A 25,106-nucleotide genomic window follows, 5' to 3' on the forward strand; every position below is an offset into this window, starting at 1 on the left:
TCACGACACCACCTCCCCAACCACCACCCCCTCAAGCCACCACCGCGCCAACCCCAAAACATTCGGCGCCTTAAGCAACGTAAAGTGATTCCCCGCGCCATACCAAACCTGCAACCCGTTCCCCTGGCGCCGCCACCCTTCCACCATCAACCCCTGCTCACGCTGATTACCCGCCGCATCCAACGCCGGATCCTGCGCCAGCACCAACCGCACCACCCCGTTGAACCGCTGCGCCGGCCGATACACCGTGCGCAACGCCGCCGCATAAGTACGCGCCGGCCCCGCCATCGCATCCACACTGGCACGCCCCGGCAACAACCCCACGCTCACCATCCCCGCATGCAACCACTGCTGCTGCGCCACCTCATCGCGCCCGGCAAACTCCACCCGGTCAATGCCCAGCGACTTGCCCGCCGACAACTGCATGGCCTCAATCAAGCGCAACAACGCGGCCGTGGTCGAATAAGGCTTGCCCGCACCGCCCGGCGACTCACTGTCGATCACCGTCAACGACGCCACCTCACGGCCCATCGCCTGCAAGCGCAGCGCCATCTCCAGCGCGACCCAGCCACCAAATGAATGCCCGACCAGATGCACCGGCCCACGCGGACACTCGTGCGCCAGCGCCGCCAGGTAACACTGCGCTGCCGCTTCCACCTGGCTATGGGGCACCGCCTCTCCATCCAGCCCGCGCGGCTGCAAACCGAACAGCGGCCAGTCGCGCCCGAGTGCCTCGCCCAACCCCACAAACCCGGTGACGCTGTCACCCGCTCCCGGCACACAAAACACCGGCGCAAACCCCGCACGCCCACTCTGAATGCGCAGCACCGGTTGATGCACCGCTTCCGTCACCGGCGCACTCGCGGCCAGGGCCTGCGCCATCGCCGCGCCCAAGCCTTGAATATGCGGCGCCTGCATCATGCTTTGGTGATCGCCCGGCACCTCGACCCGGCGCAATTGCCCAGGCGCCAAGGCGTCTTCCCAGCCCAGCGACTCACTGCGCCGCGACAGCTCGGTCGGCCGTTCGCGGGCACTGAACAGATGCACCGGCACCGGCAGCGGGAACAGGCTGTAGTGCGCCAGCGCATGCCCATGGCCGACTTCACGCTCGATAAAACTCAAGAGGTCCGCGTCCGTAGCCGCTGCCATTTGCGCGTATAGCAGACCTTGATCGCGACAGCGTTGCAGCAAACCCGCAAAGTCCAGCTGTCCAATGCCCGCCTCAAGCTGTTCAAGGCTCGCCAGTTCATCCACACCTCCCTGTGCTTTCCAATACGCCGTGCACTGCAACAGCAAATGCCGCTTAAGCGCATCCGGCCCACTCCAGCGCGCCTTGCCTTGGTCGGTCATGCGCGGCACGTAGCTGTCGATCAGGCCGAGGAACGCTACCGGTTCATCCAGCCCCAGCAATTGCATCGCCACTTCATAGGCCAGCACGCCGCCAAACGACCAGCCCGCCACGCGGTAGGGCCCGTGTGGCTGAACCTCGCGGATCAGGCCGACCATGCGCGCCGCCAAGCCTTCCATGGTGTTCAGGTGCGGCTCGCCCAGTGCCGCGCCCGGCAGGCCGTAGATCGGATAGTCGCCGGGCAAGTGCTGACCCAACGCCGGGAAATACACGTCCATGCCACTGAACTCGTGCACCAGAAACAACGGCGGCTGCGAGCCGCTGCTGCGCACGGTAATCAGCGAGGTGTCGCGCACCGGCTCGCCGGTGCGCTGGCGCAACATCGCCGCCACCGAGGCCACGCTGACGTGCTGGAACAGCTCGGCCAGCGACACCTGCAAGCCCGCTGCCTCCATCAGGTTGACCAGTCGAATCGCCAGCAAGGAATGCCCGCCCAGCTCAAAGAAGCTGTCGTGACGCCCCACTTGCTCAAGTTTCAACACCTTGGCCCACAGGCCGGCGAGCGACTGCTCCAGTGCATCGGCCGGCGCCTCGAAGTCGCGGTTGAGCAAGGCCTCCAACGCCGGAACCGGCAAGGCTTTGCGATCGATCTTGCCATTGGCCGTCAGCGGCAACTGCGCCAGCGGCACATAGGCCGACGGCAGCATGTAGTCCGGCAACTGGCCGTGCAGGTGCGCACGCACACTGTCGACGTCTACGGGCTCGCCAGCCCAGGTGAAATACGCCACCAGACGCTTGTCACCCGGCACGTCCTCACGGGCCAGCACCACTACGTCCTGGATGCTAGCCAAGGTCGCCAGGCGCGCTTCGATCTCGCCCAACTCGATACGGAAACCACGGATCTTCACTTGGTCGTCGTTACGCCCGATGCACTCCAGCAAGCCGTCCGCTGTCCAGCGGCCAAGGTCGCCGGTGCGGTACATCAAGGCGCCTGGGTTGAACGGGGCGTCGACAAACTTCTCGGCGGTCAGCTCCGGCCGGTTCAAATAACCCTTGGCCACGCCGTCACCGCCGATGCAGATTTCGCCGATCACGCCCACCGGCAGTGGCTGCAAGTACGCATCCAGCACATGAATCTGCGTGTTGGAAATCGGTCGACCGACCGCCACGCTGTCAGCATCGGCGGCAATCGCCTGCACCTCGTAAGTGGTGGCGTAGGTGGTGGTTTCAGTCGGCCCGTAGCAATGCACCAGGCGCAATCCCGGCGCCTGCGCCAGCAGGCTGCGGAACGCCGCCGGGTCGGCACGCTCGCCGCCGCAGAGCAAAATGCGCAAGCCGGCCAGGGCTTCGGGGATCATCTGCACGTACTGGTTGAACAACGCGGTGGTCACGAACAACACCGTCGCACCGTGCAGCGCACGGCCGAATGCAGCGGGGTCGAGCAACGTGGAATGGTCGATCACCTGCACCTGGCCGCCGTTGAGCAGCGCGCCCCACACGTCCATGGTGCTGGCGTCGAACGCCGGGTTGGAGGCAAACGCCACGCGGTCGGCGGCGTTGAAGTCGGCGTAACCGTTGTTGAGCACCAGCCGTGTGATGCCGCGATGAGGCACCAATACGCCCTTCGGTGTGCCCGTGGAGCCGGAGGTGTACATGATGTACGCCACGCTGTCCGAGGACTGCGACAGGTCAGGGTTGTGGCTCGGTTGCGGGTCCAGGGTCAGGGTGTCCAGATCCAGGCGCCGCGCCGGGAACTCAAGCGCCGCGTCACTGCGGGTCAACAGCCAGCTCGCGCCGCTGTCCTGCAACATGAAGCCCTGGCGTTCGGCGGGTGCGTTTATGTCCAGCGGCACATAGGCCGCTGCACACTTGAGGATCGCCAACTGGCTGACCAGCAGGTCCAGGGAACGCGGCAGCAGGATCGCGACGTTATCGGCCGGGCGCACACCCAGGCTCATCAGGTGATGGGCCAAGCGGTTGGCGCGGGTGTTGAGTTCGCCGTAGCTCAGTACCGCGTCAGCGTGCAACGCAGCCACCGCGTCAGGCCGTGCGTGGGCCTGGGCTTCGAACAAGCGCTGCACCGTGTGCTCGCGGGGGAACACACGGGTGGTGGCATTGAAACCTGCCAGCTGTTGACGCTCGGCCGCCGGCAGGATTGGCAAGCGGCTGATGCCCCTATCACTGTGGTGCTCCAGCGCCTCAACCAGTTGCTCAAGGGCAATGTTCAGGTAATCACACAAACGCCGGGCGCCCTGCCCCATGGCGGTCAGGCTGAAACCCTCACCAAGGTCATCGACACTCACCGACACCCCGTAATTGGTCTGCTCCTCGGCACTGAGCAGCGCAATCCCCTGCCATGCCTCAGCCACGCCACCACTGTGCGGCGCGCTGTGGCGGTAGTTGAACAGCACGTTGAACAACGGCGTACCCACTGGCACGCCGCTGCACTGCTGGGCCAATGCCAGCGGCGCGTGCTCATGGCTGAGCAATTGGGTCAGGCGCGCATGGGTGGCACGCAACGCCGTGCGTACCGCGCGTTCACCCAGGTCAACGCGCAGCGGCAAGGTGTTGATAAATACGCCCATGGCGCGCTCGGCACCTTCGCCGCCTTGCAGGCGGCCGAGCATTACAGTGCCGAACACCACCTGTTCGCGGCCACTGACCTTGCCCAGCACCTGCGCCCAGGCCAGGTGCATCAGGCTGGCGGCACTCACGCCTGCCTGGCGGGCCTGGGTGCGCAGGCGCAGGCTCAACTGAGGGTCGATGGCCAGATGCGCGTGTTCATCGGCGCCCAGGTATTGGACGTCGGTTGGCTCGTCGATTTCACCGAGCATTTCGCGCAAGAAGGTTTCGTGGTCGTCAACGCCCAGGCGGGTCTGGGTCGCAGTCTGGGCCACATAGTTGCGATACGGCACGGCCGCGGCCAGGGTGTGCTGACTACCGAGCAGGAACGCCTGCATTTCATGCTGCAGGATGTCCAGCGCGACGTGGTCCATCACCAAATGATGGAACAACAACGTGGCGACCACGCGCTGCGGCTCCTCGGTATAGACCAGCCGCATCAACGGCGCTTGCGTCAGGTCCAGGCGCTGCGGCACAGCACCGGTTTCAACGCTGAGCAAGGCCTCACGCCAAACCACTTGCACCGGTTCTTCCAGGCCCTCCCAATGGAAGGAGGAACGCAGGATGTCATGCCGCTGGATCACCGCCTGCAATGCATGGGCAAAGGCGTCCAGGCGCAGACGGTTGTCGAAGGCAAACTGCGCCCGCAACAGGTAGGCATCGCCTTCAAGCACAGCCCGATGGTGATACAGGATGCCGGCCTGCAACGGCGCCAGCGGGTAGATATCCTGCACATTCGCCGCACCGCCGGGAATGCACGCGACGATGCGGTCGACGGCAGCCTGGTCCATCTGGATCAAGGGCAACATAGCCGGGGTGATGTGCCTGCAGCCTTCGGCGATGCCATTGGCCGGCACCGCCACTTCGCGCCCACTGCCCAGCGCCGCCGCCAACGCCGAGAGCGTCGGCTGGCCGAACAGCACCTTTACATCCGCCGACAAGCCCAGGCGGCGCATGCGCCCCATCAGACTGACGGCCAGCAGCGAATGCCCGCCCAGTTCAAAGAAGTTGTCGTGACGGCCCACGCGCTCAACATTGAGCAGTTCGGCCCACAGGCTGGCCAAGGCCATTTCGGTATCGCCCTGGGGCGCTTCGTACTCGCGCACCACCACCGAATCCAGGCCCGGCGCCGGCAGCACCTTGCGGTCGAGCTTGCCGTTGGGGCTGAGCGGCAACGCCTGCAGATGCACGAAAATCGCCGGTACCATGAACTCCGGCAGATGCCGCAGCAGATGGCTGCGCAGTGAGTCGATTTCGCTCGGCGTGCCGGTGTAGTAGGCCACTAGCCGCTCTTCACGGGCGACCACGGCGGCTTCGTTAACCTGCGCATACTCGAGCAGCCGCGCCTGGATTTCACCCAGTTCGATGCGCAAACCACGGATCTTCACCTGGTCATCATTACGCCCCAGGTACTCGATATTGCCGTCCGGCAAGTAACGCCCGACATCACCGGTGCGGTACATGCGCCCCTGCCTGAAGGGGTCGTCAAGGAAACGCTCGGCGGTCAGTTCCGGCCGGTTCAGATACCCGCGCGCCACTTGTACGCCCGCGATAAATAACTCGCCCACCACACCCAGCGGCACCGGTTGCAACTGGCTGTCGAGCAGGTACATGCGGGTGTTGGCGATGGGTTTGCCGATCGGCGTGTTGTCCGGGGTTACCAGACCGGCACAGTTCCAGGCGGTGACGTCGACCGCCGCTTCGGTCGGCCCATACAGGTTATGCAATTGGCTGCCCGGCAGTTGCTGCTTGAAGCGCCGTACCAGGCTGCCCGGCAAGGCTTCGCCGCTGCACATCACCCGCGCTAGCCCTATGGCCTGGCTGACATCGCCGTGGGCCAGGAACACATCGAGCATCGACGGCACAAAGTGCAAGGTAGTGATCTGTTCGGCCTCGATCACGTCGCACAGGTATTCGGGCTCTTTGTGCCCGCCGGGGCGCGCCATCACCAGACGCGCGCCGGTAAACAGCGGCCAGAAGAATTCCCACACCGATACGTCAAAGCTGAACGGGGTTTTCTGCAGCACCGAATCCTGCGCGTTCAGGCCGTATTCGTCCTGCATCCACAACAGGCGGTTGACTACCCCGGCGTGGTCGTTGATCACGCCTTTGGGCTGGCCGGTGGAGCCTGAGGTGTAGATCACATAGGCGCTCACGCCCTGGACGTGAGGGTTGCCTGCGGGCAGATGCTGCCAGGTGGGCTGGTCCAGGTCGACTACCGCCACTGCGCCGAGCAAGCCACGTGTTGCGCCTTGGGCCAGCACCACCAGCGGCGCACTGTCTTGCAGCATGTAGGCCAGGCGCTCTTGCGGATAAGCCGGGTCCAGCGGCACATACGCCGCGCCGGCCTTGAGGATCGCATACAGGCCAATGACCATCTCCAGGCTGCGCTCGACGCAGATCGCCACCCGCGAATCCGGCTGTACACCCAGCGCCAGCAGGTGATGGGCCAGCTGATTAGCCTGCGCATTCAGCTCAGCGTAAGTCAGTTGCCGCTCACCCGCCTTCACCGCAATCGCGTTCGGCGTGCGCATCACCTGCGCTTCAAACATCCCGTGCAGTGTCTGGTCGAGGTTGTAGTCCACCGCGGTGGCGTTGAAATCGACCAGCAGGTGCTGACGCTCACACTCATCCAACAACGGCGCATGTTCCAACACCGCCTGGTCGTTATCGACCATTGCCTGCAAGGTGCGGGTGAAATACCCGGCGTACCGCTGCACGGTCGACTCATCAAACAGCGCCACGGCAAATTCCAGCGCGCCGAGAATGCTGCCCTGCACTTCACCCAGGTTCAGGGACAGGTCGAACTTGGCAAAGTGGCTGTTCTCGACGATGCCTTCCAGGGCCAGGTCACCCAGCGCCAGGGTCGGCGCGCTGCTGTCCTGCCAGCTCAGCAGGGTCTGGAACAGCGGGCTGTGGGCCAGGCTGCGCACCGGCCGGGTGATTTCCACCACCTGCTCGAATGGCAAGTCCTGATGCGCCTGGGCCGCCAGCGTCAGCGCCTTGACCCGTGCCAGCAAGGCCTCGGTGCTCAGCTCGCCCGAGGTGTCGATGCGCACCGCCAGGGTGTTGACGAACAGGCCGATCAGCCCTTCCACCTCGCTGCGGGTACGGTTGGCCACTGGCGTGCCGATCACCAGGTCGTGTTGCCCGGACAGCCGCGCCAGCAGGGAGGCCCAGGCCGTCATCAAGGTCATGTACAGCGTGGTGCCATGGCGTTGGCTCAAGGCTTTGAGCCCGGCGGTCAGGCGTTCGTCCAGGCGCACTTCGACGCTGTTGCCGGCGTAGTCCTGCTGCACAGGGCGTGGGCGATCGGTAGGCAGCGTGAGCAAGGCCGGCGCACCGGCCAGTGCCTGTTGCCAATAGGTACTTTGGCGCTGCAGCACTTCGCCGCTCAGCCACAAACGCTGCCACACGGCGAAGTCGCCGTACTGAATCGGCAGGCTTGGCAATGGGTCAGGCATGCCGTGGCTGAAGGCTTGATACAGCGCCATCAACTCACGGGTGAGCACGCCCATCGACCAGCCATCGGAAACGATATGGTGCAGGGTCAGCAGCAGCACATGGTGATCGTCGGCCATCACCACCAGGCGCCCACGCAGCAACGGGCCGCGCTCCAGGTCGAACGGTGCCGAGGCTTCGCCCTGAATCAAGGCATCCAGCGCCTGCTGCGGTTGCGGGTGGCGGCGCAAATCCTGCACTTGCAGGGGCAGCATGTCTTCAGCCGGTACGATCAGTACCTGGGCTTGGTCGCCCTGTTGGGCAAAGCGGCTGCGCAGGGTTTCATGCCGCGCAACAATGCGCGCCAGCGCCCGTTGCAGCGCCTCGACATGCAACTGGCCACGCAAACGCAGGCCGATGGGAATGTTATAGGCGGTATTGGCGCCTTCCATCAGCGCCAGAAACCACAGGCGCTGCTGGGCGAACGACAACGGCACGAGCTCATCACGATTGGCCGGCAGAATATCCGGCAAGGTGCTGCGCCCTGACTGCGCCAGCACTGCGGCGACCGCCGCCAGCTCCGCATTGGCAAACAAGTCGCCCAGCACCAGTTCCACCCCCAGGCGCTGGCGCACTTGCGAGACCATGCGCATCGCCAGCAACGAGTGCCCGCCCAGTTCGAAGAAATGGTCGTGCCGCCCGACACGCTGCACCTGCAGCACATCGGCCCAGATCTGCGCGAGCACGCTTTCGATCTCGCCCTCGGGCGCTGCGTATTCGCGGGTAAACACCGCGGCCATGTCCGGCGCTGGCAAGGCCTTGCGGTCGAGCTTGCCGTTGGCGGTGAGTGGCAACGCCTCGAGCTTCACATAGGCGACCGGGACCATGTAGTCCGGCAGATGCGCAACCAGGTGGGCGCGGATATCACCGACCGCCAGCGGGTCGAGTTGCGGGCTCTCGGTGAAATAGGCGACCAGTCGCTCCTCGCGCACCAGCACCACCGCTTCCTGGATCCCAGGCAGTTGGCCGAGCTGGGTTTCAATCTCGCCAAGCTCGATACGCATGCCACGGATCTTCACCTGATCATCGTTGCGCCCCAGGTATTCAAGCGTACCGTCCGGCAACCAACGCGCCAGGTCGCCGGTGCGGTACATGCGCCCCGGGTTGAACGGGTCGTGCAGGAAGCGCTCGGCGGTCAGGTCCGGGCGGTTGAGGTAACCACGCGCCACGCCCTTGCCACCCACGTACAGCTCACCGGCTACCCCCAATGGCACCGGCCGTTGTTGTTCATCGAGCAGGTACACCGTGGCATTGGCCACCGGTTTGCCGATATGCAACGGCTGGCCTGCTTCGACCTTGCCGGAAGTGGCAACCACCGTGGCTTCGGTGGGGCCGTAGTTGTTGATCAGCTCAAATCGCTGTGCCCGCGCAAACTGGCGCAGGCGGTCACCGCCGATGAGCAAGGTGCGCAATGTAGGGTGTTCGATGTGCTGGCTGAACGCGTATTCGGCCACCGGCGTGGGCAGGAAGCACACGTCCAGTGGCTGCGCGCACCACCAGCTCAGCAGCGCGTCGATATCTTCGGCGCCGTCCGTGGCGGGCGGCAGGTGCAGGGTCGCGCCGACACACAGCGCCGGCCACACTTCCCAGGCCATCGCATCAAAACCAAAGCCGGCAACACTGGCGGTGTGGCGCCCGGCGCACAAGTCAAAGGCGCGGCAATGCCAGTCCACCAGGTTGGCCACCGTGTGGTGCTCCACCATCACCCCTTTGGGCAGGCCGGTGGAGCCGGAGGTGTAGATCACATAGGCGAGGTTCGAAGGGCTGACGGCGGCTTTTGGATTGCTGGCTGAATGGTGCTGCCAGGTGTAGCGGTCCAGCTGGATCACCGGCACGTCCAGCGCCGGCAAGCGCTCGAGCTGTGCCTGTTGGGTCAGCACCGCCACCGGGGCGCTGTCGCTCAGCAGGTAGCTCAGGCGCTCGGCCGGGTGCGATGGGTCCACCGGCACATAGCAGGCGCCAGCCTTGAGGATGGCCAGCAACCCGGCCAGGGTGTCCAGGCCACGCCGCGCGACGATGGCCACGCGGTCATCGGGTTTGACCCCCAGCGCCAACAGGTGATGGGCCAGCAGGTTGGCTTGCTGGTTGAGTTCGGCGTAAGTCAGTTGGCGGCCCTGCTGCACGGCGGCGATCGCGTCCGGCGTGAGCGCGGCCTGGGCTTCGACGCGGCCGTGCAAGGTGCTGCCGTGAGCGAAATCGACCTGGGTGGCGTTGAACTGCTCAAGCAGCAACTGCCGCTCGGCGGCGGGCAGCACCGACAGCTGATTGAGCGCGGTGTGCGGTGCTTGCTCCAGCGCCGTCACCAGGTTCTCCAGGGCGGTTTGCAGATAGCTGCACACGCGCTGCGGATCGACCCGCTGGCTGGCCAGCAGGCTCAGGCCAAAGCCTTCACCCAGGTCATCCACACTCAGGGTCAGCGGGTAGTTGGTGCGTTCTTCGGCGCTGAGCGCCGCGATCCCGTGCCAGGCCGACACGGCTTCGGCGCTGGCGGCCGGGGCGCTGTGGCGATAGTTGAGCAAGGCGCTGAACAGCGGCGTCGGCGCCACCACCCCGCTGCAGCGTTGGGCCAGGGCCAGCGGCGCGTGTTCATGGCGCAACAAGGTGGTGAGCCGCGCGTGGGTGGCCTTGACCCCGGTGCGTAGGTCCTGGGCGTCCACGTCGACGCGAAACGGCAAGGTGTTGATGAAAATGCCCAGCGCCCGATCCGTGTCATGGCTGCCTTGCATGCGGCCCATCAATACGGTGCCGAACACCACCTGCTCTTTACCGGCCAGCACCGCCAACACCTGCGCCCAGCCCATATGGAACAGGCTGGCGGCACTCACGCCCAATTGCCGGGCTTGCGCGCGCAACCGCCGGCTGAGTGCTGCGGGCAAAGGCAGGCTGACTTCGCTGATGCCACGGGCATCGCCCTGCACGTCCTGCAAGCCGTATGGCAGGGTCGGCTCGCTGATATCGCCGAGCATCTGGCGGAAGAAATTTTCGTGTTCCGGCTCGCTGATACCCAGGCGTGCCTGCGCCACATAATTGCGAAACGGCACGGCCTGGCCAAGCGCCGCGCCCTGCCCCAGCAGGCACGCCTGCATTTCATGGCACACCACTTCGAGGGCGCTGTGGTCGAGGGCCATATGGTGGAACAGCAAGGTGGCGACAATGCGCTGGTTCAGCCGGTCGTCGGCCCGCACCAGGCGCAGCAGCGGCGCCCGGGTCACGTCGAGGCGATAGTGGCGGGCATCGAACAGCCCGTGCAGTTGAGCGGCAATATCGCCGTCGGCCGGGTTCAATTGCAGCGCCTGCACCGGCAGGCGTGCCTGGCGCCACACCACTTGCGAGGGTTGCTGCAAACCGTCCCAGACCACCCCGGTGCGCAGGATATCGTGGCGGTCCATCACGCGCTGCAACGCTTGGGCAAAGGCCTCGAAACGCTCCAGGCTGTCGAACGCGAACTGCGACTGCATCACGTACGGGTCGCCCTGCTCGGCGCTGACGTGGTGGAACAGAATGCCTTCCTGCAACGGCGCCAGCGGGTAAATGTCCTGGATATTCGCCACACCGCCGTCGACCGTGGCCACGATGCGCTCGATCTCGTCCTGGCTCAACGTCGACAGGCTCAGCATCGCCGGGGTGATGTGCTCGGCACCTAGCGGGATGCCATTGGCCGGCACCTGCACTTCGCCGGCCTTGGAGGCCGAGTATTCACCGGCCTTGATCAGTTCGATCAAGGCCGCTTTGTGCTCGCGCAACGCCGCCAGGATCAAAGGGTCGCTCAGCGTTTGTTTGTTGCCTTGCACCGACAACTGCTCGCCCTTGAGCGCCAGTTGCACGTCCTTGGTTTTCAGCGTGCTCAATAACTCAGAAATGCTCACAGGACGATCTCCATTCGTTCGGTAATAGCGGCGTAGCCGGCCAGGCTCGGCTGTTCGAACAGCGCCCGCACATTGGCTTCCAGGCCTTCCTGGCGCAGGCGTCCGATCAAGCTCACGGCCAGCAGCGAGTGCCCGCCCAGCTCAAAGAAGTTGTCATGGCGCCCAACGCGCTCAACGTTGAGCAGTTCAGCCCACAGCGCTGCCATAAGGATTTCGGTGTCGCCTTCGGGGGCCGCGTATTCGCGCACATTCAGTGCGTCCATGCCCGGCACCGGCAACGCCTTGCGGTCGAGCTTGCCGTTGGGGCTCAGTGGCAATGCCTCCAGGTGCACAAACACCGCAGGCACCATAAAGTCCGGCAAGTGCTGCAACAGGTGGGCGCGCAAGCGGTCGATGTCGGTGTGTGCGCCGGTGTAGTACGCCACCAGGCGCTCTTCACGGGCGACCACGGCGGCCTCGTTGACCTGCGGATGCTCCAGCAAGCGCGCCTGGATTTCGCCCAGTTCGATGCGCAGGCCACGGATCTTCACCTGGTCATCGTTGCGGCCCAGGTACTCGATATTGCCGTCGGGCAGGTAACGGCCAACGTCGCCGGTGCGGTACATGCGCCCGTCGGTAAACGGGTCCTTGAGGAAGCGTTCGGCGGTCAGTTCCGGGCGGTTCAGATACCCGCGCGCCACTTGCACGCCGCCGATGAACAACTCGCCCACCACCCCCAATGGCACCGGCTGCAACTGGGCGTCCAGCACGTACATGCGTGTATTGGCAATCGGCTTGCCGATCGGCGTGTTGTCCGGCACGTCGGGCCGTGCGCAGTTCCACGCGGTGACATCGACCGCCGCTTCTGTCGGGCCATACAGGTTGTACAGCCCAACCCCCGGCAGTTGTGCTTTGAAGCGCCGTACCAGGCTGCCCGGCAAGGCTTCGCCGCTGCACATCACCCGCGCCAGCCCTTTGGCCTGGCTGACATCACCATGGGCCAGGAACACATCGAGCATCGACGGCACGAAATGCAAGGTGGTGATCTGCTCAGCCTCGATCACCTGGCACAGGTACTCCGGCTCTTTGTGCCCACCCGGGCGGGCCATCACCAACCGTGCGCCGGTAAACAGCGGCCAGAAGAACTCCCACACCGACACGTCGAAGCTGAACGGGGTTTTCTGCAGCACCGCGTCATGGGCCTTGAGGCCATAGGCGTCCTGCATCCACAGCAAGCGGTTGACCACGCCAGCGTGTTCATTGATCACGCCTTTGGGCTGGCCGGTGGAGCCGGAGGTGTAGATCACATAGGCCTGGTGCCGGGCGGTCAGGCCCGGCACCTGCGGGTTGCTCGCGCTCTGCTGTTGCCAGGTGACGTGATCCAGGTCCAGCACCGGCACGTCGCCCAACAACTGGCGGGTCGCGTCTTGCGCCAACACCACCACCGGTGCGCTGTCTTGCAGCATGTAAGCGATGCGTTCGAGTGGATACGCCGGGTCCAGCGGCACATAACCGCCACCGGCCTTGAGGATGGCGAACAGGCCGACCACCATGTCCAGGCCACGCTCGACGCAAATACCCACGCGCGAATCCGGCTGCACGCCGAGTTCGCGCAGGTGATGGGCCAGGCGGTTGGCGCGTTCGTTGAGTGCCCGGTAGGTCAACTGCTGGTCACCGGCCTTGACCGCCACCGCATCAGGGGTGCGTTCGACCTGAGCCTCGAACAGGCCGTGCAGGGTCTGGTCGAGGTTGTAAGCGACCTCGGTGGCGTTGAACGCTACCAGCAGTTTTTGGCGTTCCTCGGCGCCCAGGATCGGCAGGCGATTGAGCGCCTGGTGCGGTGCCTGCTCCAAGGCTTCGACCAGCCCGGCCAGGGCGTTCTGCAGGTAACCACACACCCGTTGCGCGTCAACCTGCGCCAGGGCGGTGATATCGTAACCATCGCCCAAGTCATCCACGTTGAGGGTCAGCGGGTAGTTGGTGCGGCCATCGTTGACCAGCGTCTGCATGCCTTCCCAGGCGTGTTGCGCCTCGGCAGAACGCGTCGCGGCGCCGCGATGGCGATAGTTGAGCATCGAGCTGAACAACGGCGCCGGGGCCGCCACCCCGCTGCAACGCTGGGCCAGGGCCAGGGACGCGTGCTCATGGCCGAGCAACGCGGTGAGCCGCGTGTGGGTGGCACGCACGGCATCGCGTGCGCCTTGCGCGTCGATATCCAGGCGCAGCGGCAAGGTATTGATAAACACCCCGAGCGCACGATCAGCGCCCTCACCGCCTTGCAATCGGCCGACCAGCACGGTGCCGAACACCACGCTGTGGCGCCCCGAAGTGGCCGCCAACACTTGGCCCCAGGCCAGGTGGAACAGGCTCGCCGTGCTCACACCGAGTATACGTGCCTGGGCCCGCAGGCGGCGGTTGAGGTCGTTGTCCAGGTGCAGGCTGTGTTCCTCAATCGCGCTGCCGTCGCCGCGCACGTCCTGCAAGCCGAACGGCAAGGTCGGTTCATCGACATCGGCGAGCATCTCGCGAAAGAACGCCTCGTGCTCCTGCTCACTGACGCCCAATCGCGCCTGGGCCACGTAGTTGCGGTACGGCATCGGCGCCGCCGTCGGGGCGGCGTGCCCCAACAAATGCCCTTGCATTTCACGCAGCACCACGTCGAACGCGGTGTGGTCCAGCGCAATATGGTGATAGAGCAACACCACCACCACGCGCTGGTTGGCCGGGTCCTTGGCGTACTTGAGGCAGATAAGCGGCGCCTGGCTGATGTCCAGGCGGTAACGCCGCGCATCAAAACGCGCGTGCAGGCCGGCGAGCACATCGCCCTGCAACTGCAGCTCTTCAAGCGGCAATCGGGCCTGGCGCCACACCACTTGCAGCGGTTGCGCAAGGCTTTCCCAGACCACACCCGTGCGCAGGATGTCATGGCGGTTGATCACCTTTTGCAGCGCGTGGACGAAGGCCTGCAGGCGCTCGAGGCTGTCGAAGGCCAGGTGCGATTGCAGCAGGTACGGGTCGCCCTGCTCGGCGGTGAGGTAGTGGTAAAGAATGCCCTCCTGCAACGGCGCCAGCGGGTAGATATCCTGCACATTGGCGGCGCCACCGGGGATGCGGCTGACGACGTGATCGAGGGTCGACTGGTCGATATCAACCAAGGGCAGCATGTCCGGCGTGATGCGCAGGCAATCGGCTGCGATCCGGTTGGCCGGCACCTGCACTTCGCGGCCACTGCCCACGGCAGCCGCCAGCGCGGCCAGGGTCGGCTGGCTGAACAGCACACGGACATCCGCGCTGAGGTCCGCTTGACGCATGCGTTCGATCAGGCTCACGGCCAGCAACGAATGGCCGCCGAGCTCGAAGAAGTGGTCATGACGGCCGACCTGTTCGACCTGCAACACCTCGGCCCAGATCCGCGCCAGGGTGGTTTCCACTGCGCCCCGGGGCGCTTCAAAGTCGCGGCTGAGCACCGCCGCCTGGTCAGGTTCCGGCAAGGCCTTGCGATCCAGCTTGCCGTTGGCGGTCAGGGGCAATGCGTCGAGCTTGATGTAGGCCACCGGCACCAGCGCGTCGGGCAGTTGTGCTTGTAGCTGCGAACGCAGGGTTTCAATCGCCAGCGGGTAGTTTTCCGTGAACCAGGCCAGCAAACGGCCTTCGCGCACCAGCACCACGGCCTCGCCAACGCCTTCCACTGCCGCCAGGCGACTTTCGATCTCGCCCAGCTCCACGCGTACGCCACGCACTTTGACCTGATCATCATTGCGGCCCAGGTACTCGATATTACCGTCGGGCAACCAGCGCGCCAGGTCGCCAGTGCGGTACATGCGCCCTGGGTTGAACGGGTCTTGCAGGAAGCGTTCGGCGGTCAGGTCCGCACGGTTCAGGTAACCGCGCGCCACGCCGCTGCCGCCCACATACAGCTCACCGGCCACGCCCACCGGCACCGGGCGCAGCTGTGCATCGAGCAAGTAGGTGCTGGCATTCGCCACCGGCCGGCCGATATGCAGCGCCTGCCCGGCACGAACACGGCCGGAGGTGGCAACCACCGTGGCCTCGGTCGGCCCGTAGTTGTTGATCAGCGCAAAACGCCGCTCCTGGGTGAACTGGCGCAGACGGTCGCCGCCAATCAGCAGGATGCGCAAGGTCGGGTGTTGCAGGTGCTGGCTGAAGGCGTATTCGGCCACTGGCGTGGGCAGGAAGCTGACGTCCAGCGGCTGCGCCAGCCACCAGGCGAGCAGTTCGTCGATGTTTTCATTGCCCACCGTGACAGGCGGCAAATGCAGGGTCGCACCGGCACACAGCGCCGGCCAGACTTCCCAGGCCATAGCGTCGAAGCCAAAACCGGCGACACTGCTGGTATGGCTGCGCGCGTCCAGGCCGAAGGCTTCGCAGTGCCAGTGCACCAGGTTTTCCACGTTGCGGTGTTCCACCATCACGCCTTTGGGCTGGCCGGTGGAGCCGGAGGTGTAGATCACATAGGCCAGGTGCGCCGGGGTCAGCGCTGCGAGCTGGGGATTGCTGACCGCGTGGTGCTGCCAGCTTTCGCCCAGCAGGTCGACTGTGGCGAACGCCCCCAGCAACGCTTGCGTACTGGGCTCGGCCAGCACGGCCACCGGCGCACTGTCCTGCAACAGATAGGCGATACGCTCGGCGGGATAGGCCGGGTCGATCGGCACATAACCGGCGCCGGCCTTGAGTATGCCCAGCAGCCCGATGAGCATCTGCGGGCCACGACGGCAGCAGATCGCCACGCGATCGTCCGGCCGTACGCCGAGCGCGAGCAGGTGATGGGCCAGTTGGTTGGCGCGTTGATTGAGTTGCTGGTAGGTCAGCGACCGTTCGCCCTGCTGCACCGCAATTGCGTGGGGCTGGCGCTCGACCTGGGCTTCAAAGGCACCGTGCAGGGTGTGCCCGGTGGGGAAATCTGCAGCCGTCGTGTTGAATTCACGCAGCAGGGTGTCGCGTTCGGCCGACGGCAGTATCGGCAGGCGGTTGAGCGCGGTATCGGCGGCGTTTTCCAAGGCCTCGACCAGTTGCTCCACGGCGTTATGCATATAGCCGCACAGGCGCTGGGCGCCGATCTGCGGCAGCGCCAGCACGCTGAGGCCAAAGCCTGCGCCAAAATCATCCACGCTCAAGGTCAGCGGGTAGTTGCTGCGCTCTTCACCGCCCAGCAGTTGCACGCCTTCCCAGATACCTTGGCCATCGCGGGCCATTTCGTCGGGGCGGCTGTGGCGGAAATTGAGCAAGGCGCTGAACAGCGGCACGCTGGTCGGCACGCCGCTGCAACGCTGGGCCAGCGCCAGGGACGCGTGTTCGTGCCCGAGCAAGGCGCTCAAGCGCGAATGGGTGGCCTTGACCGCCACGGCGGCGCCGGCCGCGACATTCACCCGCAGCGGCAAGGTGTTGATAAACATGCCCAGCGCCCGATCGGCACCCTCACCTGCCTGCATGCGCCCCATCAATACAGTGCCAAACACCACGTCATCACGCCCGGACACCAGGCCCAGCACTTGCGCCCAGGCCAGGTGCATCAGGCTCGCCGCACTTACGCCCAACAGGCGCGCCTGCTCACGCACGCGCATGGCCAGCGCCGCGTCCAGGTGCTGCTCGGCCTCTTCGATATCACGGCCATCACCCTGCACGTCCTGCACGCCAAACGGCAAGGTCGGTTCGTCCACATCGGCGAGCATGGCGCCGAAGAACTGTTCATGCTCGGCCACGCTCACGCCCAGGCGTGCCTGGGCCACGTAGTTGCGAAACGGCGCCGCCACGGGCAGCGCGTCCGCCTGGTTGAACAGGAACGCGCGCATCTCCTGGCCCACCACTTCCATGGCCGTATGGTCCAGCGCCAGGTGGTGGAACAGCAGGATCGCTGCGACTCGGTTATTCGCCGGGTCCTGGGCGTAAACCATGCGCAGCAATGGCGCCTGGGTAATGTCCAGGCGGTAGTGACGGGCATCGAAACGTGCGTGCAATTGCTCGATGATGCCGCCCTCGGCCGGGTCCAGGATCACCTCCTGCACACTCAGTTGCGCGTCGCGCCAGACCACTTGCACCGGGCTGTCCAACCCTTCCCAGACCACGCCGGTGCGCAGGATGTCGTGACGCGCTACTACCTGTTGCAGCGCGCCCATAAAGCCGTGCAAACGCTGCAGGCTATCGAACGCCATGCGCGATTGCAGCAGGTACGGGTCGCCCTGTTCGGCGCTGATATGGTGATAAAGAATGCCTTCCTGCAACGGCGCCAGCGGGTAGATATCCTGCACATTGGCCGCACCACCGGGCACGTTGGCGACGATGCGTTCGATGGCCGGTTGATCAAGCTGCACCAGGGTCAACATCGACGGCGTGATCTGTGTGCAACCCGGCGCAATGCCATTGGCCGGCACCACAATTTCACGCCCACTGCCGACTGCCGCCGCGAGTGCCGCCAGGCTCGGCTGGCTGAACAGCACGCGCACGTCCGCGCTCAGGCCGACCTGGCGCATGCGTTCGATCAGGCTGACCGCCAGCAACGAATGCCCGCCCAACTCGAAGAAATGATCATGGCGCCCGACGCGTTCGAGCTTGAGCACGTCCTGCCAGATCTGCGCCAGCACGGTTTCCACTTCACCTTCCGGGGCTTCGTAGCCACGGCTGAGCAGCGCACTTTGATCCGGCACCGGCAGGCCTTTGCGGTCCAGCTTGCCATTGGCGGTAAGCGGTAACAGCTCAAGCCACATATAAGCCGACGGCACCATGTAATCCGGTAGCTGGCCTTGCAGATGGCCGCGCAGGGCTTCGATTGGCAACGCTGCCGAGGCGGTGTAGTACGCCACCAGGCGTTTGTCGCCGGGCTCGTCTTCGCGGGCCACTACCACAACATCGCGCACGTCTGGGAAGGTCGCCAGGCAGCTCTCGATTTCGCCGGGCTCGATGCGGAAACCACGGATCTTCACCTGCAAATCATTGCGCCCCTGGTACAGCAAGGTACCGTCGGCCTGCCAGCTGGCAAGGTCGCCGGTGCGGTACAACAGGCCTTCACCGAACGGGTTGAGGATGAATTTTTCGGCCGTCAGTTGCGGCTGGTTCAAGTACCCCTTGGCCACGCCTGCACCGCCGATGTACAGCTCGCCGACCACACCCAACGCCAGCGGCTGCTGGCGCGCATCCAGCACATAGGCCTGTGCATTTGCGATAGGTCGGCCGATAGGCACAGCGCCCGCGCCCGGCGTGGTGATTTCAAACGTGGTCGAGAAGGTGGTGGCTTCGGTCGGCCCGTAGCCGTTTAACAGGTGTTGCGGCTTGCCGTGCTTGAGCACCCGGCCGATCACCAGCGGGTCAAGCACATCGCCGCCGACGATCAGGTAGCGCAACTGGCGCAGCACCGGCAGCAACGCGTCGGCGTATTGATGGAACAAGCCTGCCGTCATCCACAGCACGCTCACGGCCTGTTCCTGCAACAGCTCGGCAAATGCGGCCTGGGACAGCAGCACCGCATGCTCGACCCCCCCCACGCAACCGCCATTGAGCAACGGCGCCCACACATCCAGGGTACTGGCATCGAACGCCGGGTTGGAGGCGAAGGCCACGCGGTCGCGCTCGTTGAAATCGGCATAGCCGTTGTTGAGTACCAGCCGCGAGACGGCGCGGTGCGGCACTTGCACGCCTTTGGGCGCGCCAGTGGAGCCGGAGGTGTACATGATGTACGCCACCTCGTCCGAAGACTGCGCAAGCTCCGGGTTGCGCGGCGACAGGCTATCCAGGTTCAGGTCGGCCAGGGTATGGAGTACATGCCGCGCTCCGCTGTCCTGCACCATAAAGGCCTGGCGTTCGAGCGGCGCGTTGATGTCCAGCGGCACATACACCGCTGCGCACTTGAGGATCGCCAGTTGGCTCACCAGCAAATCCAGCGAGCGTGGCAACGCAATCGCCACGTACTCACCCGGTTGCACGCCCTGGTTGATCAGGTGATGGGCCAGGCGGTTGGCACGGCGGTTGAGGTCACGATAGCTCAAGGACAACGCACCCTGCACCGCCGCCACGGCTTCGGGCCGCGCCAGTGCCTGAGCTTCGAACAGCTGGTGCACAGTGAGCTGCGACGGGTATTGGCGCGCGGTGGCGTTGAACTCGACCAACAGCTGGTGACGCTCGGCCGCCGGCAAAATCGACACCGCCTGCAACGCGGTGGTCGGCGCTTGTTGCAGCGCGGTCACCAGGTGGCTGAGCGCGGTGAGCATGTAGTCGCCCACGCGCTGCACATCCAGACTGGCCACGCCTTGTACGGTCAGCGCAAAGCCGGTGCCGAGGTCATCGACGTTGAGCACCAACGGGTAGTTGCTGCGCTCCTGGGAACTGAGAATCTCGATACCGTGCGTGGCAAACGGGCTGTCTCCCGGTGCCTCGTCCGGGGCGCTGTGACGGAAGTTGAGCAAGGTACTGAACAGCGGCAACGAACCCGGTACACCACTGCAACGCTGGGCCAGGGACAGCGAAGCGTGCTCGTGCCCAAGCAACTGCGCCAGGCGCGCATGGGTGGCGCGCACGCCGGCCTGCACGCTGGTGGCGCCCAGGCTGACGCGCAGCGGCAAGGTGTTGATGAACATTCCCAGCGCCCGGTCGGCGCCCTCGCCGCCTTGCATGCGCCCCAGCAGTACGGTACCAAACACCACATCCTGCTGGCCGGAGACCTGGGCCAGCACCTGCGCCCAGGCCAGGTGCACCAGGCTCGCGCTGCTGACACCCAGCTGTCGCGCCTGTTCGCGCAGGCCCTGGCTGAGCGCCGGGGCCAGCGGCAAATGCGCCTCGACGATGCCGCTGCCGTCGCCGTTGACATCCTGCAAACCGAACGCCAGCGTGGGCTCGTCAATATCACCCAGCATGTCGCTGAAAAAGGCTTCGTGTTGCGCCTGGGTCACGCCCAAACGCGCCTGGGCCACGTAATTGCGGTATTGCACCGCCGGCGGCAGTTGCGTGCTGTGGCCGGCCAGGCTGGCGCTCATCTCCTCCACCAACACCTGCAGGGCGGTGTGGTCGAGCAGGATATGGTGCAGCAGCAGGATGCCTGCAAAGCCATCCTGTTGTTGCGCATAACCGAAATGCATCAGCGACGCGCGGCTCAGGTCGAGGCGGAAATGGCGTGGGTCAAAGCGCTGTTGCAGCTGCGCCAGCGCATCATCAGCCGGCACGTCGAGGCGCTCGACGTGCAGCGGCGCCTGGCGCAACACCACTTGCACCGGCTCATCCAGGCCTTCCCACAGAATGCCGGTGCGCAGGATGTCGTTACGCTCGATCACACAGTGCAAGGCGCGGGTAAACGCGTCCACCGCCATTTGGTCGGCAAAATTGAACTGCACCTGCAACACGTAGGGGTCGCCCTCGGTCGTTGCCAGGTGGTGATACAGGATGCCGGCCTGCAACGGCGCCAGGCCGTAGATATCCTGCACGTTGGCGATGCCGCCGGGCACGTGCTGGAGGATGTGGTCGATGGCCGCCTGGTCCAGCGTCACCAGTGGCAGCATGTCGGGGCTGATGTGTGCGCTGCTCGCCGTGATCATATTCGCCGGCACCTGCACTTCCTGCTGCCCGCCCACCGCCGCGGCGAGTGCGCGCAAGGTGGGTTGGCCGAACAACACGCGCACGTCGCAGCTCAACTCCACCTGGCGCATGCGTTCGATCAGCTTGACCGCCAGCAGCGAGTGGCCGCCCAGCTCGAAGAAGTTGTCGTCGCGCCCGACGTTGTCGAGTTTCAACAGCGACTGCCAGATGCCGGCGATGGTGCTTTCCACAGCGCCTTGCGGGGCGGCGTAGTCTCGCCGCGCCAGGGCGTCGGCATCCGGCGCGGGCAAGGCTTTGCGGTCGAGCTTGCCGTTGGTGGTCAGCGGGAATTGGTCCAGCAGCACGAAGGCGCTGGGCACCATGTATTCGGCCAGGCTCAGCAGCAGATGGTCGCGCAGTTCAGCGGCACCGAGTTCGCGCTCGGCGATCACGTAGGCCACCAGGCGTTTGTCACCGGGCTCGTCTTCACGGGCGATAACCACCGCGTCACGCACGCCGTTGGCGCTGGCCAGAGTGGCTTCGATTTCGCCCAGTTCAATGCGGAAGCCGCGGATCTTCACCTGGTCATCGTTACGGCCCAGGTATTCGACGCTGCCATCGGCCAGCAGGCGGCCGAGGTCACCGGTCTTGTACATGCGCAGGCCGGTGGCCGGGTCGGCCAGGAAACGTTCGGCATTCAGCTCGTCACGGTTGAGGTAACCGCGCGCCACACCGGCGCCGCCGACATACAACTCGCCGACCACACCCATCGGTAACGGCTCACGACGCGCATCCAGCACATACAGCTGCAGGTCGGGAATGCGCACACCAATCGGGCTGACGCCAACCAACTGCGCATCCGCCGCTTCCAGGGCGCGGTAGGTCACGTGCACGGTGGTTTCGGTGATGCCATACATGTTGACCAATTGGGTGCCGGCGTTGATGGCGCGGGCGTACCACGGTTTGAGCATGCCCGGTTCCAGGGCTTCGCCGCCGAAAACAACCTGGCGCAGTGAATGCGCCTGGGCGCTCTGGGCCGCGATCAACTGGCGAAATGCGCTGGGCGTCTGGTTGAGGATGCTCACACCTGCGTCACAGATCAGCGCGTAGCACTCATCCGGCGAGCGGCTGACCAGTCGCGGCACGATCAGCAACTGGCCGCCGTGCATCAGCGCGCCCCAGATCTCCCAGACCGAGAAGTCGAACGCGAAGGAATGGAACAGCGCCCACACATCATTGGCGTTGAAGCCAAACCAATTCTCGGTGGCGGTGAACAGCCGTACCACGTGGCGGTGTTCGATCATCACGCCTTTGGGCAGCCCGGTGGAGCCGGAGGTGTAGATCACATAGGCCAGGTTGGCCGGGCTGAGCGCAACGCGCGGGTTGACGATGGATTCTGCACGCAGGCTGTTGAGGTCGATGCGGGTCAAATCACCGACCAGATGCTGCGTGTCGGCTTGTACCAACACGGCCACTGGCGCGCTATCGGCCAGGGTATAGGCGATGCGCTCCAGCGGGTAAGCCGGGTCGATGGGCACATAACCGGCGCCAGCCTTGAGGATACCCAGCAGACCAATAATCATCTCCGGGCCACGCTCGACGCAGATCGCCACGCGATCATCAGGGCGAATGCCCTCGGCCAGCAGGCGGTGGGCGACCTGGTTGGCACGTTCGTTGAGTTGGCGGTAGGTGATGCGCTGGGTGTCAAAACGCAGGGCGATGGCATTGGGTTGAGCGGCGGCGTGGGCTTCGACTTGCGCGTGGATCAGGGCAGTGTCGCTGTAGTGCGTTGGGCTTTGATTGAGGCGGTGCAGCAGATGGTGACGTTCGGTGTCAGGCAGGATATTCAGGCCGCAGAGCGGCATATCCGGTCGCTGTTCCAGGGCCTCGGCCAGGCTGTGCAGGGCCGTGTGCAGGTAACCGGCGACCCGTTGCGCGCCGATGGACGCATCGACCATTACCGTCAGTGCAAAGTCTTCACCCAGGTCGTCGACGTTGACCGTCAGCGGGTAGTTGGTGCGCTCTTCGGCGCCCAATACCTGAATGCCTTCGGCCACCTCGATCACCGCCGCTATGTCGGTGGCGGCACTGTGACGATAGTTGAGCATCGCACTGAACAGCGGCGTCGGCGCCGCCACACCGCTGCAACGCTGGGCCAACGCCAGGGATGCATGTTCGTGATTGAGCAAGGTGGTGAGGCGTTCGTGGGTGGCCTTGACCCCGGCGCGCACGCCCTGCTCGCCTACATCCACGCGCAACGGCAAGGTGTTGATAAACATACCCAGCGCGCGTTCACCGCCATCGCCGGCGCCCATGCGGCCAAGCATCACCGTGCCGAACACCACGGCATCGCGCCCGGACACCACGCCCAGCACGCGCGCCAGGGCCAGGTGCATGATGCTCGCCACGCTGACGCCCAGTGGCCGCGCCAGGCTGCGCAGGCGGCGGCTCAGGCTGCTGTCGACGGGCACCCGCACTTCATCGATGCCGTGCCCATCGCCTTGCACATCCTGCAGGCCGAAGGGCAAAGTCGGCGCATCGATATCCGCCAGCATCTCGCGAAAGAACGCCTCATGCGCCTGTTCGCTGACGCCGTGGCGCACCTGGGCGATATAGCTGCGAAACGCCACCGGCTCGGCGGCCTGGGCTTGCTCACCGGCCAGATACAGCTGGATTTCATGACGTACCACGTCCAGTGCGGTGTGGTCGAGGATGGTGTGATGGAACAACAGCATCGCCACCACGCGCTGGTTGGCCGGGTCATTGGCAAACACCAGGCGCAGCAGCGGTGCCTGGCCCAGGTCCATGCGATAGGCGCGGGCGTCATAGCGCGCGAGCAACTGCGCCAGGCGGTCGCCGTCGGCAAAATGCGCTTCTTCGCAGGCCAGGGTTGCCTTGCGCCACACCACTTGCAGCGGTTCGTCCAGACGCTCCCAGGCCATGGACGTGCGCAGGATATCGTGGCGGTCGATCACCCATTGCAGCGCCTCGGCAAACGCGTCAAGGCGCGCGCGGCTGTCGAACACAAACTGCGCGTGCAACACGTAGGGGTCACCCTGCTGCGCCGATAGGTGGTGGTACAGCATGCCCTCCTGCAGCGGCGCCAGCGGGTAGATATCCTGCACATTCGCCGCGCCACCGGGGATGGTGGCGACGATGCGGTCGATGGCCGGCTGGTCGAGCGTGACCAGTGCCAGCATGTCGGGGGTAATGCGGTAAGCCGGGCTTAGCCAGTCACCGCCGTGTTCAGCCACAAAGGCAAGCAATTGGGGTTTGTGCGCGATCAGTTGATCCCACAGATCGTCATCCAGGGCTTCGTCATCGCCGAGGATAATCAGGTCGCCTTCTTCCAATTGAAGACGGATCGCATGGGTGGAAATCGCTGCCAATAATTCACTGAACTGCATGGGGTAACCTGCCTGATAAGTCACGGTTGAGTAGAACGTCCGTATTCAGCTGCCGTTTGAAGCGGGTGTGCTGGCGCCGGGAAAAAATCGCGGGCACAGCCGAGGGCCTGGAGTGGCGTCCGGCAGGCTTGGAAAATTAAGGGATTTGGCAGGCAGGGGGTGACATGGGAAGCGGGGACAAGCGGGAATCAGGCAGCGTTCAGTTTTATCAAGCCTACAAACTATCGATAGGCCGATAGTCCAGATGCAGCTCAAGCGCCAGCTGTTTTGCGCGGCCCAGCCTGATCGGGCCGCGCTCGATATCCACCAGTAGCCCAGGACAATCGAGCACGGGCAACCCAGCGATAGCCTTGAGCCGCCCATCGGTAATCACCAGCAGCCGCTGCTGCTCGGCCGGGTAACGCCGGCGGCGCGCGTGCAGCCATTGGCCAGCTTCGGACAACGCCGCCAGCAACGGTGTGCCGCCACCGGCGCCCAGCTGCGCCAGCCAGCCACTCAAGCCTTTGGCGGCCTTGAGCCCCTGCACCTGCCATTTAGGCGAGTGCCCGCTGGCGGTCAATAACGCCATGCGCGCCCGCTGCCGGTAGGCGTCGTCAAACAGCTGGGCGAGCAGGCCTTTGGCGTCGCTCAGCGCGCCATGGCGGCGGGTGGACGCCGAGGCATCGACAATCACCAGCCACAACTCATGGGCCGCGCGGCTGCGCAGGTGATAAAGCAGATCCTCACGGCACTGCGGCCGGCCACCGAGCAAGGTGCCCGGCCAATTGATCGCGCCACGCTGGGCGCTGCGCGCCTTGCCGTGCCTGCCATGTTCCAGTCGCCCTGCCTTGGGCCGGGCATCCGCCCCCGCGTCAGGTCGAGGGCGAA

General features: G+C 65.1%; 3 protein-coding genes. All 3 read right to left on the minus strand.

The genetic code is table 11. The features are described from left to right. The 3 genes from AOA62_RS15765 to AOA62_RS15775 all read right to left on the minus strand — a co-directional run bounded on the left by AOA62_RS15765 (position 1) and on the right by AOA62_RS15775 (position 25,056). The gene (locus AOA62_RS15765; protein ID WP_099549112.1) at positions 1–11,337 is read right to left on the minus strand and encodes a non-ribosomal peptide synthetase; all 11,337 of its coding nucleotides are present in this window, start codon (positions 11,335–11,337) and stop codon (positions 1–3) included. Further along, positions 11,334–24,239, minus strand: coding sequence for a non-ribosomal peptide synthetase (locus tag AOA62_RS15770; protein ID WP_099549113.1), 12,906 nt, complete (start codon positions 24,237–24,239; stop codon positions 11,334–11,336). The genes AOA62_RS15765 and AOA62_RS15770 overlap by 4 nt, the downstream gene beginning before the upstream one ends. Positions 24,240–24,453: 214 nt before the next feature. Continuing rightward, entirely contained in the window at positions 24,454–25,056 is a 603-nt protein-coding gene (locus AOA62_RS15775) for a VWA domain-containing protein (RefSeq protein ID WP_099549150.1), read from the minus strand. Positions 25,057–25,106: the final 50 nt, after the last annotated feature.

It is taken from the genome of Pseudomonas sp. 2995-3, from assembly GCF_002742565.1.
Classification (GTDB): Bacteria; Pseudomonadota; Gammaproteobacteria; order Pseudomonadales; family Pseudomonadaceae; genus Aquipseudomonas; species Aquipseudomonas edaphica.

Excerpts from the sequence above, each read along its gene's own strand:
- AOA62_RS15770 (WP_099549113.1), bottom strand. The coding sequence starts at position 24,239 with ATGCAGTTCAGTGAATTATTGGCAGCGATTTCCACCCATGCGATCCGT.